Genomic DNA, 16,883 nt, shown 5'->3' with positions numbered 1-16,883 from the left:
CAATTAGAATGTACGTGGTTTAGGTGGAATAGCATCTACAGATAAAGGCTTGTAACGTACTGGTTTGTACTCAAGACGGTTATCTACAGAGAACCATAAAGTGTGTTTCATCCACTCATCATCACGACGGCCGTATGGGTAGTCAGCATGATCAGGTGGTAATTCGAAATCTACCACTGTATGCGCACCACGACATTCTTTACGTGCAGCTGCAGAAATCAGTGTCGCTTTTGCAACTTCATACAAGTTTTCAACTTCTAGAGCTTCAACACGTGCTGTGTTAAATACTTTAGATTTGTCTTTCAAGTGAATGTTGCGTACACGTGGTTCGATCGCAAGAATCTGTTTCACACCTTCTTCAAGAAGTGCAGATGTACGGAATACACCAGCATGGTCTTGAACGATGTCACGGATTGCATCAGCAACTTCTTGAGCATTTTCACCAGAAGTAGATTCATCAAGATGACGAACACGATTCAAAGTGTTTTCAAGAACAGTTGTAGGTAATGGAGCGTATTCATCACCATGGTGTTTAGTTACGTAGTCAACAATATGTTCACCAGCAGCTTTACCAAATACAACCAAGTCAAGCAATGAGTTTGTACCTAGACGGTTTGCACCATGTACAGATACACATGAACATTCACCGATTGCATAAAAACCTTTCACTGGTTTAGTGAAATCACGGTCGCCCGCGTTGTGTGAGTACACATCAGTTTCTTTGTTGTAGTTCGCAACCAAAGCTTCAGTTTCACGAGAAACAGGAACAACCACTTGACCATGAATGTTTGTAGGAATACCACCCATTTGGTAATGGATTGTAGGTACTACAGGAATTGGCTCTTTAGTGATGTCAACGTTCGCGAATTTCTTACCAATCTCGAATACAGATGGAAGACGTTTCATGATTGTTTCAGCACCAAGATGCGTCATATCAAGCAAGATGTAGTCTTTCTTAGGACCACAGCCACGACCTTCTTTAATTTCTTGGTCCATAGAGCGTGATACGAAGTCACGAGGTGCCAAGTCTTTAAGTGTCGGAGCATAACGTTCCATGAACGGCTCACCAGCATCGTTACGAAGGATCGCACCTTCACCACGACAACCTTCTGTCAACAATACGCCTGCGCCCGCAACACCTGTTGGGTGGAATTGCCAGAATTCCATATCTTGTAATGGAATACCTGCACGAGCTGCCATACCAAGACCGTCACCAGTGTTGATATAAGCGTTAGTAGATGCACGGTAAACTCGACCAGCACCACCAGTAGCAAACAATGTAGCTTTACCTTGGAATACTGCAATTTTACCCGTTTCTTGGTCAATTGCTGTCACACCAAGTACATCGCCTGCTTCGTTACGGATCAAATCAAGTGCGATCCATTCTACGAAGAATTGAGTACCCATTTTCACGTTGCTTTGATAAAGCGTGTGAAGAAGTGCGTGACCTGTACGGTCGGCAGCAGCACATGCACGTGGAACTGGCTTTTCACCATAGTTCGCAGCATGACCACCAAACGGACGTTGGTAAATTGTACCGTCAGCGTTACGGTCAAATGGCATGCCTAAGTGTTCAAGTTCATATACAACTTGAGGCGCTTCACGAGTCATGAACTCAATTGCGTCTTGGTCACCTAACCAGTCAGAACCTTTAACTGTGTCGTAGAAGTGGTAGTGCCAGTTATCTTCTTGCATGTTACCAAGAGATGCACCAATACCACCCTGCGCTGCAACAGTGTGCGAACGAGTTGGGAATACTTTAGTCAGTACAGCAACTTTCAAACCAGCTTGAGCAAGTTGGTAAGAAGCACGCATACCTGAACCACCACCACCAACGATGACTGCATCGAAAGTTTGGTGTGGAATATTTGTGTAATCTTCTTTAGGGGTTATAGCGCCCATGATATCTTCCTATCAATTTGCCCAAAAAATCTGGATCGCCCAGATCGCGTATGCAAATACTGCAACAATCACTGCAGAAGTCAGCACTAAACGCAGACCGTTTGCTGAAGGACCCATTTGACGAGTAGTCACATAGTCAGTGAATACTTGCCACATACCAATCCAAGCATGCGCAACAAGAGATAAGACAGACAATAAAGATAAAATCTTCATTGGTGTTGTCATCATAAAGCCATACCATTGCTCAAAAGTGAATCCGCTATTGCAAAGGATCCAGCCCAGTACAACAATAGTATAAACAGCCAATACAACGGCACTTACACGTTGGATAAACCAATCGCGTGAACCTGATCCTGTTAAACCTGTAGCACTTTTCATTAGAGAACAATCCATACAAATGCTGCAACAATACCGATTGCAGACAAGATCAATGAAATAGTAGCTGCGATACGACCACTTTGAAGTTCTTCAGCAACGCCAAGATCTGCAAATAGATGCTTGATACCACCGATAAGGTGATAAATTAAGCCGGCTACAAATACCCATACGACAAAACGCACAATAAAGCTATCAAACACAGCTTGAACTTGCGCAAAACCTTCAGGTGAAGATAGAGATTTATCTAAAATCCAAAGAAGGACCGGTACGAGTAAAAATACGATAACACCTGATAGACGGTGTAAAATTGATGCAATAGCCACAGGGGATTTTAAGTTTACTTCTAAAACTTGACCCATGGACAAATTGACAGGTCTGTTGCTTTTCACAGCGGGCATCCTGTAAGTAAAAACTCCATCCGGAGTTTGTTGGAATTAATTCGTAGGAAAGCTAGCATAGTCAGACATTACAATATAATAAACTCTGCAGCTGTCTGATCTTATAAACGACAGGGAATTATAAAACGTGAACTTTCAAAACACAAACGAAGACAATTAGGAATTTTGCAAAATATCCTTAAATAAGAATCATTAACAATAACTTTTCTAAAAACAAATACCTTATTTATCTAAGAAAATCAGACTATCTTGTTGGTTTTAATCAGTTAAATGTAAATTTAACTTATTGTTTTTGTGTGTATATAGCGATTTAAACTTTTAGACTAAAGATGAACAAATCTAAATCTTTCTTTTCCCACTACATTTTAAAATCTTCCAACACATTCGCCAAGCCATAATCATAAAAATAAATGTGCATCATTTTCTCAAATGATAAAACTCAAAGATCATGAAACGAAATAAGAACTTAGTCTGTGCATAAAAATCTCAGCAACAGCAAATCTGTTTAATAAAACGCCATTTTTTACCTTTCAAATGACAAAAATGATCATTTATTAAGCTTTTAAAGGCGTTTAATTAACTATTTTTTAACCAAACGAACTTTTTTTTAAGGGCGATTAAGTCGTTTTAATTATGAATAAGAAAACAGCAATTTAGAGCCACAGATGTGTGTAAGTTACGAAAATTATAATAATTTAATGAAATAGCGGTCTTGTAATTCATATTTGTTTCAGAGTTTTTAAGAATTAAAAATTGCTTACAATTAAGGCAATAGGCTTTTTTTAATCTGCACCTCCCCTGCAATTTGACTTATTATACTGCGTCGGCACTGTGATTTTACTCATTTTTTAAGCGGATGAATTGTGCTTCATTTCAATCAATGATCCTCAATTTATATCCATAAGTATAATTGACAAAATTTCAGTTCCCTCTAATCTTAGAGCAAATTTTTGATCCGTCTGATTCTCGCATTAAAAGATTAGTACTGAGTCAGATAAAACATTCACCAGGACAGGAGATCTATTGAATGTCTGAAGCAACTGGCAAAAAAGCCGTTTTACAGCTTGATGGCAAAGAAATTGACTTACCAATTTACAGTGGCACTCTAGGCCCAGATGTAATTGACGTTAAAGATGTGTTGGCCGCAGGTCACTTTACTTTTGATCCTGGTTTTGTCTCAACGGCTGCTTGTGAATCTAAAATCACTTTCATTGACGGCGGTAAAGGTGTTCTTCTACACCGTGGCTACCCAATCGACCAGCTTGCTACTAAAGCAGACTACTTAGAAACTTGCTACCTTCTTTTGAACGGCGAGCTTCCTACTGCTGAACAAAAACAAGAATTCGATGCTAAAGTTCGTAACCACACTATGGTTCACGATCAAGTTGGCCGTTTCTTCAATGGTTTCCGTCGTGACGCTCACCCTATGGCGATCATGTGTGGTGTTGTTGGTGCGCTTTCTGCGTTCTATCACAACGGTTTCGATGTTGAAAACATTGACCACCGCGAAATCACTGCTATTCGCTTAATCGCTAAAGTTCCTACTTTAGCTGCTTGGACTTACAAATACACAGTAGGCCAACCATTCGTTTACCCACGTAACGATTTAAGCTACGCAGAAAACTTCTTGTACATGATGTTTGCTACTCCTGCAGACCGTGATTACAAAGTTGACCCTATTCTTGCTAAAGCAATGGACCGTATCTTCACGCTTCATGCTGACCACGAACAAAACGCGTCTACTTCTACAGTACGTCTTGCTGGTTCTACTGGCGCTAACCCATACGCATGTATCGCTGCGGGTATCGCGGCTCTATGGGGACCTGCTCACGGCGGCGCGAACGAAGCTGTTCTTAAGATGCTTGATGAAATCGGCACTGTAGAAAACGTTGCTCCGTTCATGGAAAAAGTGAAAACTAAAGAAGTTAAACTTATGGGCTTCGGTCACCGAGTTTACAAAAACTTCGATCCACGTGCGAAAGTAATGAAAGAGACTTGTGACGAAGTGTTAACTGCACTTGGTATCAACGATCCACAACTTGCTTTGGCTATGGAACTTGAACGTATTGCGCTTTCTGACGAATACTTCATCAAACGTAACCTATACCCTAACGTAGACTTCTACTCAGGTATCATCCTTAAAGCGATTGGTATCCCAACAGAAATGTTTACAGTAATCTTCGCTCTTGCACGTACTGTTGGTTGGATCAGCCACTGGTTAGAAATGCACAGCGCACCTTACAAAATCGGTCGTCCTCGTCAGCTTTACACTGGCGAAACTCAACGCGATATCCAAGGTCGTTAATTCGAAAGAATTGTGCGAATCTAAAAACCGTCCCTTTGGGGCGGTTTTTTTATGCAACTAGATTTATTTTTCGCTATTAAACAGCCCCATCTGACTGAATTTTCCTGCTCAATCATTAGATAAAACGATGCCTCACAAGCTATAAAGTATGCTGTTTATTGCTGAGTGTATTTTAAATCGCCATTTTCTAGAAAATCTCACACTGTTTCATCAGATATCGTCATAAAAAAAGCCCAATGCCACGTAGAAATTAGGCTGTAAACAAAAGGTTTAAATATTGATGATGCTTCATTTTGGCTTATCGAGTTAAGCGACATTTATTAAACCAAAGTCTCTAAGCAACAGTCTCATAATCTGCCAAATCCACATGTTTAAGACGCTGCTTTAACTGTTTCAGTGACCACGGCCAAGCTGCAAAATTGCGCCCATTGGCATCTAAGTAATAGCTCTTACAGCCGCCACTATTAAAGACTGTCGTCTGTAGATGTGTCTGCACTTTTGCATTGTGATAGGCCAATACATTTGGCTTAATTTCAAGCCGTTGTATCTTCTCTTGTTTCATTTTTACCAAGACATCGACGATATACCCAACCTGTGCTTCTGCAATACCAATGAATGAGTCATAAACCAAAATATTTGGCCCGAGCACCAAAAAGGCATTAGGTACTTGCGCGATACTGGTACCCAAAAATGCTTCAGGAGAACTGTTTTTCCAAAGTTCTGACAATAACTCCCCTTTGGCATTTTTTACACGTTGTCCAATCGGCGGATGAGAAACTTCAAAACCTGTGCCCCAAATAATGACATCGACTTCATGACGTTCACCATTCGCAGCAATAACAGTATTACCTTCTATTTCAACTAAACCATGTGGTACAAGTTCGACATTGGCTTGCTGCAAAGCAGGATAATAGTTATTGGCAAATAAAAGACGCTTACAACCAATAGAAAAGTTTGGTGTAACTTTTTCACGTAATTCAGCATCTTGAATTTGTGTTTTTAACAACTGACGACCCAAATAATTCACAGGCTCTAAAAGCGAAGGATTACGTAGTCCTAAATTAATACCATTTAATATACCGGCCACACTTTTGCGCCAAGTTTCTTGAACAGAGGGAAAGCGTGTAATCATGCCTTTCGCACGGTCATTCAGTGGTAAATCTGCTTTTGGTAATACCCATGGCGCAGTCCGTTGAAACACCACCACATTTTTGGCAATAGGTTGAATCTGAGGAATAAACTGAATCGCAGATGCTCCCGTACCTATCACTGCAATACGTTTCTCTTTTAAGTCATAGGCATGGTTCCATCGCGCAGAATGGAACATTTCACCTTCAAAGCTTTCAATACCTTTAATTTTTGGAATTTGAGGTTCAGTAATCGGCCCAGTGGAAAAAATTACCGTTCTCGCCGCATACTTACCTTTGCTCGTCTCCAATTGCCATTGCTTTAATTCCTCATTCCATTCCGCTGCAATCAATTCACAGTTGAACTGAATGTTACGATAAAGCCCATGCTGCTCTGCCACATCCTCTAAGTAGTTCAGAATCTCAGGTTGCTTGGCAAATAAATGACTCCATTTATGACTCGGCGCAAATGAAAAAGAATACAACGCCGAAGGAACATCACATCCACAACCTGGATAGGTGTTGTCGCGCCATGTTCCTCCCACGCGATTGGCTTTTTCTAAAACCACATAATCGGTATAACCCCGTTCATTCATTTGATGAGCAGCAGCTAAACCTGATATCCCCGCACCAATCACGATGGTATCGTAGACACGCACTTGATTTTCTACGCTTGGTTTTTCTAGGCTAGGCTCTGACTCTGATTGGTCTTGTACTGCTTTTTTTGCTTTGGCAGAAGACGTTACAGGACGACGTGCATTAGTTTGCGTTGTTGCCTTTTTAGTTTGAATTTTCTCTTGATCTAATGCTTTTACATCTTCGTCATGTAATTGTGTCGGCATATTCATGCTTTTGCTCCCGACTTTTTAATATAGTTGTTAAATAAGGGATAACCCACCCCCAATAAGCGGGTATAGGTTTGCGGGGATAGACGCTTTAACCACCAAAATAATTTGGCATCAGGTTGCGGAATGGTATACAACTTCCCTGCATCTAAATTATTCAATGTCAAATCGACGACATCGTGGCTCGTCGTAAATGCATGATTCATCAGCAGTTGATCAGCTAAGCCTGAATATCGATTGGGCAAGCGTCCATTCTTCATGATATTGGTCGGCACCAAGGTTGGGCACAGTACATTCACACGGATATTTGCCGATCTGAGCTCTGCCGATAAAGTTTCAGACAATGCCAACACACTCGACTTCGTCACGTTATATGCTGTCATTTCTGGTGCAGCGGTATATGCCGCAGCAGAAGCAACATTAATAATCGCGCCGCCTTGCTTATTTTGTTTCAACTTGGGTACAAAATAATGGCAGCCATGCACCACACCCCACAAATTGACATGCATGCACCACTGCCAGTCGTCTAAACTCAGTTCATCAAATTTACCACCCAGCCCGACGCCTGCATTGTTGATCACCAAGGTCACAGCATGCCCCATCAACTGCTCAGCTTGCTCTGACAGTGCTTTAACTTCTTCAGCCTTACCGACATCACACTGCACTGCATATGCGTTTGATGAGGTCATGGATTGAATTTGATCTACCGTTTCTTGCGCTGCTTCTAAATGAATATCGGCACAGACCACTGTCCCACCACGACGTGCCAACTCCAAAGCGAAACTTCGCCCAATACCACTGCCTGCACCGGTGACCACCGCATAGCCATTTTCACTTGGCTTGTTCTTTTTCCCAAATAGACCCATGGTTGTGTCCTTTTATCGTTTTAATGCTGGGGTAAATTCTTTGACAAAATAAGGTGTCAATACGCCATCAACAGGGTTCAACAAACGCTTTTTGTAATATTCAAGAAACGCAGAAGTATCATGATCATTCGGGTGAAAACTTGGTCGTAAATAGTCAAAAATATGCCCGAGGCTGCTACCATAGACACCATCTTTTAAACCAAAAATCAGTTGGAAACTGCGCGGAACATCTTTCCAGTAGCTTAGGCTAATCAAGTTCGACGGTTTTCTGTAAAACGGTACAATCGAAGCGCCTATCGAAATCAAACCCAAAATGGTAATTAATGCAGGGAAAAAGCCAGCAATACGTAAAGCACAATTACCTGATAATTCTTGATAAACATCATAGGCAATGTCTTTGTGTTCAGACTCTTCCAACATATGCCACATCCAAATAGCGCGCTGCTTTTCATCTATTGAATTAAAAAAGATTTCTTCATGATTCATCATGTATTCCGCAAGCACTGCGGTGAAATGCTCAATTGCTGCCATTAAGGATAACTTCATTGGCTGTGGCATACGTTCAAAACCATAGGCAAAGACGTAGTGTTCTAACTTTCTAAAAAATTGCACAGGCAGATTTCTTGCGCGATACGCTTCATTCATTTCTTCATGCATACGTGAATGAATAGCCTCTTGCCCAATCAACGACGTGACACGTTGTCTTAATACAGGATCTTGAATAAAGTCGCGATGATATCGAGCAGTATCAATCACCAAATCTTCGCCACGGGTTAAGAAAATAGATAAAGATGCAAAATAGGCACTGGCCAATTCTGCATTCATATAAAATTTTGGATCAATTTTTTCTGGTTCAAAATCAAATTTCATATGACGAATAGGAACAACGGCAGACTGTTTTGTTGGGTCAAAGACAGGGCCTGCAAATACGCGTGCTAAAGTTTTTTTTATCGGTTGAAAAGCGCTCATGATTTTGCTCTCAATTTGGGTGTTTCCCCTTCATTGACTTCATGTCGATTGAAGTAAAAACACATAGATTGACGATCAAATTAAGTGAGATAGATCACTAGGCCATTAGCAAAACCGACCTCTCGATTTGCAAAAACGCTCAAATATTTTCTTTGTCAGACAATCTTTAAAACATCGGTGTTGTATGGCTCAAAAGCTTGTCATTAAAGGTCATGGCGTATTTTGATTGAGTGATAATTATTGGATTTTTTGCACTTCACCGGTCGCAGATTGATACACCCATTGATGATCAAACAGGCTGTCGTCTAAATGATCCAGTTTAAAATTACCGATAGCAACAGCATAGAATCCATTGCCCTGCTGCTTCAAATGTGTGATCTCTTGCATGAGTTCTTCAGTCAGTTGACCCATTATAAAGTCGGAAATCACCACCACATCGGCATATACAAAATTCGGTTGTTTCAGCATGTCCACGGCATGATTCATCGCAGGGATAATATCTGTTCCCCCATGAAATGACTGCCCTAAAAAGTGAATGACATCATCCAAAGCACTATTATGTTGTAAATTCAGCGCGGTTAAATTGGTCGAGAAATTTACCAAATACATCGCTCGCTTTTCTTTTAGCGCTCGAATAGATAAATACAAACAAATCGCTTTGGAAATCAGTTCAGGTTGTCCATTCATTGAGCCACTAGTATCTAAGCAAACAATCATCGGGCCTTTTTGTCCGACTCGACGCTGCGTATGGCGTTGGTCTTCGATCACCCGTCCCTGTTGCTGCCCTTCTCGATTAAAACTCATCAGATTAGATTCTAAATATTTCAAATCAAATAAAACTTGCAAGTCTGGATCGGCTAACAGCGCCAACTCGCTAGGTAAAGCCATACTGAGTTCTTGTGCCAATTTAATTCCAGTAATTTCCTCTTGCGCCATCGGGGTGTGAATAAGCTGCTGTGGTTCTTGTTCTAACTGAGCAGAAATCCGCTTACGTGGCATATTCGGCTGTGCGCTTCCGATCATTTTGCATAGACGTTTAAGCGCCCGATCTTGCTCGAGATAATTGGCCCATTGCTCAAAGTTCTGTACATCATGCTCAGTTAATTGCCCTTTGGAATAGTCCAGAAAAATCCCAGTTTCAAACCCGACACTGTCATGGTGCTTGACCATTTTCGACAATGTCGCGAGAAAATCTTTGATTTCATCTAAAAAGGCATCTCGTTGTAAACGGAGCTGCTCAAACTCCCAATGTGCAATGGCTTCGGTCAATTTTCGCTGCCATTTACCTTTGAATAGCTCAATGTGTAATTGACGCTGCTGCTCAGTCAGCAACGACTGTTGGCTCTGTTGCCACATTTCAGTGAATTCTGGAATCCCCAAGGTTTGCATAAAGGCGGCATATTCAGCGTGAAATTGTACAAAATCACCCTGTTCCCAATGCTTTAGCGCAAGCCAATGTTCCAATTGCTGCTGCGCCATTGCATAGGGATGCTGCTGATCTAAACTCGACTTTGCCTGAAAGGCCCATTCCTGAATTTTTTGATCGAGCTTTTTTGCCACTTTATGATCTTCCAACCAATGTTTTAAACTGGATTGTTTTAATTCATCATAAAGCTGCGAACTTAATTCATCGAGTGCTGATTGGGTTTGTTGTCGTGACGGTTCTAATTGCGACATAACTGTTCCAGACGCTCACAATCTTGCAACTGCAATTGATATCTTGCCAATTGCTGCTCAATAGATTGAATTAAATCTTGAATATCCTGTTCAGTGACAAAGACCGATTTAAACTGATGCTTTTGACTGTTAAAGCGTTCCGTCAACAGATCCAATTCTGTTTGAAAATGTGCTTTAAGCTGTTGAATTTCGTGTAATAGCTCATATTGGCTTTGTGCTGAAAGAGAGCTGCGTGGACTACCTTTGGTATGTTTTATATACGGCGTCACCACTTCTTCTAAGCCGTAATAGCCACCTTTTAACGTACACACTCTTGAACCATTAAAATTACATACGATGCCACGCACTTCTTCACCGGTATCATCTAAGGCAAAGAAGTCCTTTTTCGTATCCATTTTATCCAGTTCGAGATACAACAGTTTATCTTTATAGTGTCGATCTAGATTGGTCACTGCACGCAAGTAATCAGTGCCATGAATTAAATAACTCTCATACACATCATCGGTATAATAAAAATGATTGAGCACCCGCTGTTCAAGTGCATCCTTCTCTGCCACATGTTGTTCGAATTGCAAACCGTAATTTAAGCCATTTTCAGCCAATACTTCATCTATCTGCTGCGAAACAAAAGCAATGTCTTCAGGCTGATTCCATAAGCAATGTTTTAAAATTAATAGATCACTCAAAATCACTGATGGACGATCATTTAAAAATGCACAGGCTTTGACTAAATAAGCCACACGTTGCCAACGACGGTCAGAGACATAGACCACGTGATCTTCAAAGTTATGGTTGAGTCGAGTTTTAAGTTGATCAAACAGATTTAAAATCGAAGCGGGTAATTCCACCTGATATATCTGTTCCCGCCAATCTTGCAACTCGGCTTTTTTTATTTTTAAGGTCGCATCGACTTCAACACTGACTTGACTCGGCTTGGCCTGTAATAGTGCATGAAAGTTTTCTGCAACAGCAATCGGCGGCACTTCTAAGCGCAAAATAAAACGATCATACAAGGCATCTAGACCTTGATTTGGTTCGGGAATTTCATTCGATGCACTGACCAAAACATTCAATGGAACTTTTTGGACAATGTCACCATTTTTAAAACTCCGCTCATTCACCAAGGTCAGTAAAGTATTTAAAATCGCAGGGCTGGCTTTCCAAATTTCATCTAAAAATGCAAAATCTGCCCGTGGTAAATAATGTTCTGTTTTACGAATGTATTGATCTTCTTTTAAGGCTTTGATCGATACCGGTCCAAAAATTTCTTCAGGCGTACTGAAACGATTCATCAAATATTCAAAATAGTCATGGACCTCAAAAGCAGAGGCGATTCGACGTGAAATCAAACTTTTTGCAGTGCCGGGCAAACCATATAAAAAGGTATTCATACCCGCAACACCAGCCAACAAACTCAAAGCAATAATCTGCTCACGTTCATACATATTTTTGCTGATTTCAGAAATTAAAGTATTGATCCGTGCTTGCATCTGACTATCTGTTTGACCGAAAACTAAATTGTAACGCCCTGACCGATTTTTCGCTGTAGCAGATGCAAAAATATCGCTTTTTAAATACAGCGCAACAGCGTGATATTATATTTTCAGGTTATAGTAAAACTACACATCCCTTAGGAACAATAATCACTTTTCATCATGTTGCCTTTCTTTCCCACACTCATTCGGCTGCTAAAACTTGAAGGTTTTAAATATCGATCACTCACGGCAGGTGAAATATCCATGTGTCGCAGTGTGTTTGGGGATTTGATTCAATATGAACAAGTGAAAGTGATGAATCACCCTTTTTTGCCTTGGCAATCGGCACATGTGGTCATGGCGCCGCAGGGGTATATTCATGCACGAAATTTACTGTTTAAAGCGGACTATGCCAAAGCGTCTTTAGGATATCGTGCCCTGTTTATTCATGAAATGGCCCATGTTTATCAATACCAGCAACAGATCAATGTTTTGGGTCGGGGTGCTATTTTGCAGATGGCGTATTTCTTCAGTTTTAAAAAATATAATCCATACCGCTATACCCTCAAAGCACACAAGGCATTTTTTGACTACAACATTGAGCAACAAGGTGACATTGCACGTGACATCTATTTAAAGCGAATTAAAAATATTATTTTATATCCTGAACTTGTTCATCAAATTGAGCTATAAAGCTTCCATGCTCTGTAGCGAATATTTTTAGATAAAATTGAATATCGCCTGATCATTCTATTTCACACTAGTGCTCGACCATTGACGCTATTTTGAGTACAAAAAAACAGCATTAATATTTACTTTATGGCACATAAGCTCAGCTAGGCTTTTAAAAGCTATGAATACCTCTAGTATCTCGCTTAAATTCAGATAAAATAGGCTCACCTTATTTTTTTGCTTTGCATCAAAACAAGTGAATTATCATACGATGATGGTGTTTTGTTTTCGCCTTTCGGCAGTATTTTTCGTATCTAAATACACTCGCTGAATAATCACAATAATACAAATCAGTGTGTTAAGTGTATTCACCTATAGGAATAGGATTTAGTTGGAATGAATAGTTTTAAAATTGCACTTGCTCAGTTCTCTCCGCATATTGGTAACCTAGAATCAAACGCAGCAAAAATGCTTCAACAAGCCAATGTTGCAAAAGAACAGAACGCAGATATTATTGTTTTTCCGGAACTTTCTACAGTTGGTTATCCTGCTGAAGATTTATTATTACGTCCAAGTTTAAATAAACGTACACAGCAAGCTTTTGAACAATTAGCGAGCATTAAGGACATCGTTTTAGTCTTTGGTTTTGTAAATCAAACTGAAGATGGTCAGCGCTATAACTCTGCTGCTGTCATGAAAAATGGTCAAGTTCTCGGGATTTACAATAAACAAAATCTTCCAAACTATAGCGTTTTTGATGAAAAACGTTATTTCAGTGAAGGTCATCAACACCTAGTCTTTGAATATTTAGGTCATAAGTTTGGTGTGTTGATTTGCGAAGATGTTTGGGCACTACCAACTGTTCAACAGCTTGCTCAGTTAAATGTTGAAACCGCTTTGGTTTTAAATGCTTCACCTTATGAAGTTGGTAAACCACAGCATCGCATTGAAACCATGGCTGCATTGACCAAACAATTGAACATCAATTTGGTTTACTGTAACCAAGTGTGCGGTCAAGATGACCTTGTCTTTGATGGCACAAGCTTTGTGATGAACAATTCAGGTGAAGTTGCATTGCAAGCACCGAGTTTTGTTGAAGATCTATATATCGCAGAATACGATGCTGAACAAAAAGCCTTTAAAACAGGTGCAATCACGCCTGTATTAAATACCATGGCTGAAATCTACCAAAGCCTTGTAATCGCAACCCGTGACTACGTACAACGTTCAGGCTTCCCAGGTGTGATTTTAGGTCTATCTGGTGGTATTGACTCAGCATTAACTTTAGCGATTGCTGCCGATGCGATTGGTGCAGATAAAGTTCAAGCGGTCATGATGCCATATACCTATACTGCACAAATCAGTGTTGAAGATGCTGCTGAACAAGCCAAAAATATGGGTGTGACTTTTGGAATTGCCGAAATCAATCCAATTGTGAATGGCTTTATGCAAACCTTGTTCCCATTCTTTGGCAATGCACCGACAGATGCAACTGAAGAAAACTTACAAGCGCGTTCTCGCGGTACATTGTTAATGGCCTTATCGAATAAGTTCGGCAATTTAGTCCTTTCTACAGGGAACAAGTCTGAATTATCTGTTGGCTACTGTACATTGTACGGTGACATGGTCGGTGGCTTTGCGGTTCTTAAAGACGTCTATAAAACGATTGTATTTGAACTAGCAAAATACCGTAACAGCATTTCAGAAACACCAGTGATCCCTGAACGTGTAATTACTCGTCCACCTTCTGCGGAACTTCGTCCAGATCAGAAAGACCAAGACTCATTACCTGAATATGATGTATTAGATGCCATCTTATATGCGTATATCGAAGAAGACATGAGCCAAGATGACATCATTGCCAAAGGTTTTGATGCTGAAATCGTGAAAAAAGTCATCCGTTTGGTTGATCTAAACGAATACAAACGTCGCCAAGGCGCAATCGGTCCACGTATCAGCTCACGTGCATTTAGCCGTGAACGTCGCTACCCGATCGTGAATGGTTGGAAACCGGGTATCTAATTATTCGATTCAAATTAAAAAAAGCCCAGTTCTATAACTGGGCTTTTTATAGGCGCAAAAAACACAGCAGTAAATATAAAAAGTAATTGAGATGTGTATTTCAAAAGTTAGGTCATAAAATAATGCAGTTAAAGATTTGAGTTCTCTTTTTTCTACATAAACACCGTTAACAGATCATTTTATTAGTGCAGTAATTATTTCAATCTATTTGACTTTTTCTAGGCACAAAAAAAGAGACCAAGCTGAGAGCTTGGTCTATAAAAATGGTGGCTATGACGAGACTTGAACTTGTGACCCCCGCATTATGAGTGCGGTGCTCTAACCAACTGAGCTACATAGCCGTAAACTGTGGTGGCATTATCTAGATTTCACACATTATCGTCAAGCATTTTTGTTTGTAATTGTTCAGAGTTTAAACAAGAAAAGTTCAAGATGTTACTATTTAAGCAAATCATGCTATTTTTAGCCCTAATTACTATATTTTTTGATTAAAAATTAGAGTTTTATCATGCAATTCAATTCGATAAAAAAAGCCTGTCTGACCCTCAGCCTAACCGTTATGACACTGACGGGCTGCCAAATCGTCTCCCCAATTTTTGTTGACTATAATGGTGTGCGACGTGATGTGGCGACTTGGATTAGTAAACAGCCCTTATTAAGCATGCAACAAAAGCGCAGCATGGCTCAACTTAGCCGAGCACAGCAACCCATCATTCGTCTCGACTTCAATGATCAGGAGAAGTTAGTCAGTGTTGCGCGCGCTAATGAAGCTGCGATGTATTGTGCCAATCAGCATTTATCAGCGCGACAGATTCAACGCTTGCAAAAACAGATCTTCCCTGAAGATGCGTTGCATAAATTAAGCTTGCTTGAGCAACAAGCGTTGCATATTACCCTGACAGAGCAAGAAAAACAGTGTGATTGAAACCAAGTCAACTGATGGATGAATTATCTAGGCTCAATTTTTTCAGCACCAAATTGTCTTACAATCTAGACATAGCTGCTTACATTATTGAGCATTTTTGCTATCGCTAAGCATGGTGAAAACAAGTCCATATTTTTGCAATATTTTTATTACTAATTTCGCAATATCCTTATGAATTTACTTGGTTTTATTCCTAAATAAAAAAGCGTATGATAAAACTATGATCAATGTAAATAGCGCTTTTTTTCAGGTTTTTCCATCCAAATTCAATTGATCAGATAAGGAGAAATAAGATGGCTTTAAATAATATTTTAGTTCCAGTGGACGGTTCAGAAACTTCTTATGCTGCGGTGGCTAAAGCTGTCGAGTTTGCAAAAACTTTTGGCAGTAAAATTACTGTGGTTCAAGTACTGACGCTCGATCCATATATTGCTGCAGAGTATATTTCAGCAGCACAAACCAATGATTTAATTGAACGTGCTCGTGCATCGATTTTAAATACACTTGAAGAAGCAAAAGCGAAATTTTCAACTGAAGGTGTCACTGTTGAAACTCGCCTACTTGAAGGTCAAGTGGTGCATACAGAACTGGTTAAAGCTGCAGAAGAAACACATGCGGACTTGATTATCATTGGTTCACATGGCCGTACAGGGATCAAAAAATTCTTCTTGGGCAGCGTAGCTCAAAGTATACTGGGTGCTTCAGACATTCCTGTTTTGGTTGTGCGCAAATAAGCCATTAGATTTATAGCGTGAAATAAAAAGCCTTCTGATCCTAGAGGGCTTTTTTTATTGACTGCGTCATCAATATAAAAAACGCTTGTTGAAGGCAAGGATTTTTTAGGGTAACCATTGATATTGTTTCAATGAGATGCGTCCATTCACCACAAAGACATTTTCAGCTGCCAATTTCAATTGCTGGATATTTTCACCTTTTTCATTGCAACGCTGCGTGCTGATTTTTCCCTGAGCATTCACCACCCGATGCCATGGGATCGTTGATGTTGTATCTAGATGCTTTAGTACATAGCCAACCAGTCGTGCATGCTTAGGTAAACCCGCTAATTTGGCAATTTGTCCATAAGTGGCAATCTTTGCTTGCGGTATCAATTGAATGACCGACAAAATTTGCGTTGCCAACTCATCACTCTGCTTCATTTGATATCCTTTGAACCGCATAAAAAAAAGAGAACCCGAAGGCACTGCTGTCCCATAGTTTGCTTTAAATAAAAAAACCTGAGTCCTAACAGTTAAAATATGAGTGCAAACAAACACTTTAACGACCAGGATTCAGGTTTTGTCACATCAGAATACCGTATTTCA

14 protein-coding genes and 1 tRNA gene are annotated in these 16,883 nt (G+C 40.1%); 5 read left to right on the top strand and 10 right to left on the bottom strand.

Features of this window, described 5'->3' with window-relative positions:
* Positions 1-3: 3 nt before the first annotated feature.
* From FTT98_RS12080 to sdhC, 3 genes are read right to left on the bottom strand one after another with little or no spacing between them, the layout of a single operon-like run.
* Positions 4-1,902, bottom strand: coding sequence for an FAD-binding protein (locus tag FTT98_RS12080; RefSeq protein WP_078189906.1), 1,899 nt, complete (start codon positions 1,900-1,902; stop codon positions 4-6).
* 12 nt (positions 1,903-1,914) lie between these two features.
* Positions 1,915-2,280, bottom strand: coding sequence for a succinate dehydrogenase, hydrophobic membrane anchor protein (gene sdhD, locus FTT98_RS12075; protein WP_078189907.1), 366 nt, complete (start codon positions 2,278-2,280; stop codon positions 1,915-1,917).
* Entirely contained in the window at positions 2,280-2,678 is a 399-nt protein-coding gene (sdhC, locus tag FTT98_RS12070; protein WP_078189908.1) for a succinate dehydrogenase, cytochrome b556 subunit, read from the bottom strand. Before sdhC ends, sdhD begins: the two co-directional genes overlap by 1 nt.
* A 1,027-nt stretch (positions 2,679-3,705) precedes the next feature.
* Between sdhC and gltA the strand changes: the two genes are divergently transcribed.
* A complete protein-coding gene (gltA, locus tag FTT98_RS12065; protein ID WP_078189909.1) occupies positions 3,706-4,983 on the top strand; it encodes a citrate synthase in 1,278 nt (425 codons plus the stop codon).
* A 334-nt stretch (positions 4,984-5,317) separates the two neighbouring features.
* Here gltA and FTT98_RS12060 read toward each other — a convergent pair whose 3' ends face one another.
* The 5 genes from FTT98_RS12060 to FTT98_RS12040 form a co-directional block, all read right to left on the bottom strand.
* A complete protein-coding gene (locus FTT98_RS12060) occupies positions 5,318-6,958 on the bottom strand; it encodes an NAD(P)/FAD-dependent oxidoreductase (RefSeq protein ID WP_180041850.1) in 1,641 nt (546 codons plus the stop codon).
* Positions 6,955-7,821 (bottom strand): SDR family NAD(P)-dependent oxidoreductase, encoded by an 867-nt coding sequence (locus FTT98_RS12055; RefSeq protein WP_180041852.1) that lies wholly within the window; start codon positions 7,819-7,821, stop codon positions 6,955-6,957. The genes FTT98_RS12060 and FTT98_RS12055 overlap by 4 nt, the downstream gene beginning before the upstream one ends.
* A gap of 12 nt (positions 7,822-7,833) precedes the next feature.
* Complete coding sequence (locus FTT98_RS12050) at positions 7,834-8,790, bottom strand: metal-dependent hydrolase (protein WP_180041854.1); 957 nt, start codon at positions 8,788-8,790, stop codon at positions 7,834-7,836.
* Positions 8,791-9,027: 237 nt separating this feature from the next.
* A complete protein-coding gene (locus FTT98_RS12045; protein ID WP_180041856.1) occupies positions 9,028-10,467 on the bottom strand; it encodes a VWA domain-containing protein in 1,440 nt (479 codons plus the stop codon).
* Complete coding sequence (locus FTT98_RS12040; protein ID WP_180041858.1) at positions 10,455-11,957, bottom strand: AAA family ATPase; 1,503 nt, start codon at positions 11,955-11,957, stop codon at positions 10,455-10,457. Before FTT98_RS12040 ends, FTT98_RS12045 begins: the two co-directional genes overlap by 13 nt.
* A 162-nt stretch (positions 11,958-12,119) precedes the next feature.
* On the opposite strand from FTT98_RS12040, the gene FTT98_RS12035 reads away from it, so the two are divergent.
* A complete protein-coding gene (locus tag FTT98_RS12035; RefSeq protein WP_180041865.1) occupies positions 12,120-12,635 on the top strand; it encodes a hypothetical protein in 516 nt (171 codons plus the stop codon).
* Between the two features lie 375 nt (positions 12,636-13,010).
* Positions 13,011-14,636 (top strand): NAD+ synthase, encoded by a 1,626-nt coding sequence (locus tag FTT98_RS12030; protein ID WP_180041860.1) that lies wholly within the window; start codon positions 13,011-13,013, stop codon positions 14,634-14,636.
* 264 nt (positions 14,637-14,900) lie between these two features.
* On the opposite strand, the gene FTT98_RS12025 is transcribed toward FTT98_RS12030, so the two are convergent.
* Positions 14,901-14,977, bottom strand: a tRNA-Met gene (locus FTT98_RS12025).
* 167 nt (positions 14,978-15,144) lie between these two features.
* Between FTT98_RS12025 and FTT98_RS12020 the strand changes: the two genes are divergently transcribed.
* Together FTT98_RS12020 and FTT98_RS12015 are read left to right on the top strand one after the other, a co-directional pair.
* Positions 15,145-15,561 carry a hypothetical protein gene (locus tag FTT98_RS12020; RefSeq protein ID WP_180041861.1) on the top strand — a complete coding sequence of 139 codons (417 nt, stop codon included), beginning with the start codon at positions 15,145-15,147 and terminating at the stop codon, positions 15,559-15,561.
* 293 nt (positions 15,562-15,854) lie between these two features.
* Positions 15,855-16,295, top strand: a complete 441-nt coding sequence (locus FTT98_RS12015) for a universal stress protein (protein ID WP_180041863.1) — start codon at positions 15,855-15,857, stop codon at positions 16,293-16,295.
* A 105-nt stretch (positions 16,296-16,400) separates the two neighbouring features.
* Here the strand turns inward: FTT98_RS12015 and FTT98_RS12010 are convergent, their stop codons facing one another.
* Positions 16,401-16,718, bottom strand: a complete 318-nt coding sequence (locus FTT98_RS12010; RefSeq protein WP_180011029.1) for an MGMT family protein — start codon at positions 16,716-16,718, stop codon at positions 16,401-16,403.
* Between the last annotated feature and the right edge of the window lie 165 nt (positions 16,719-16,883).

The sequence above is a fragment of the Acinetobacter sp. YH12039 genome, assembly GCF_013420015.1.
In the GTDB taxonomy this organism is placed as follows: Bacteria; Pseudomonadota; Gammaproteobacteria; order Pseudomonadales; family Moraxellaceae; genus Acinetobacter; species Acinetobacter amyesii.
This window is presented reverse-complemented; position numbering and strand designations above follow the sequence as displayed.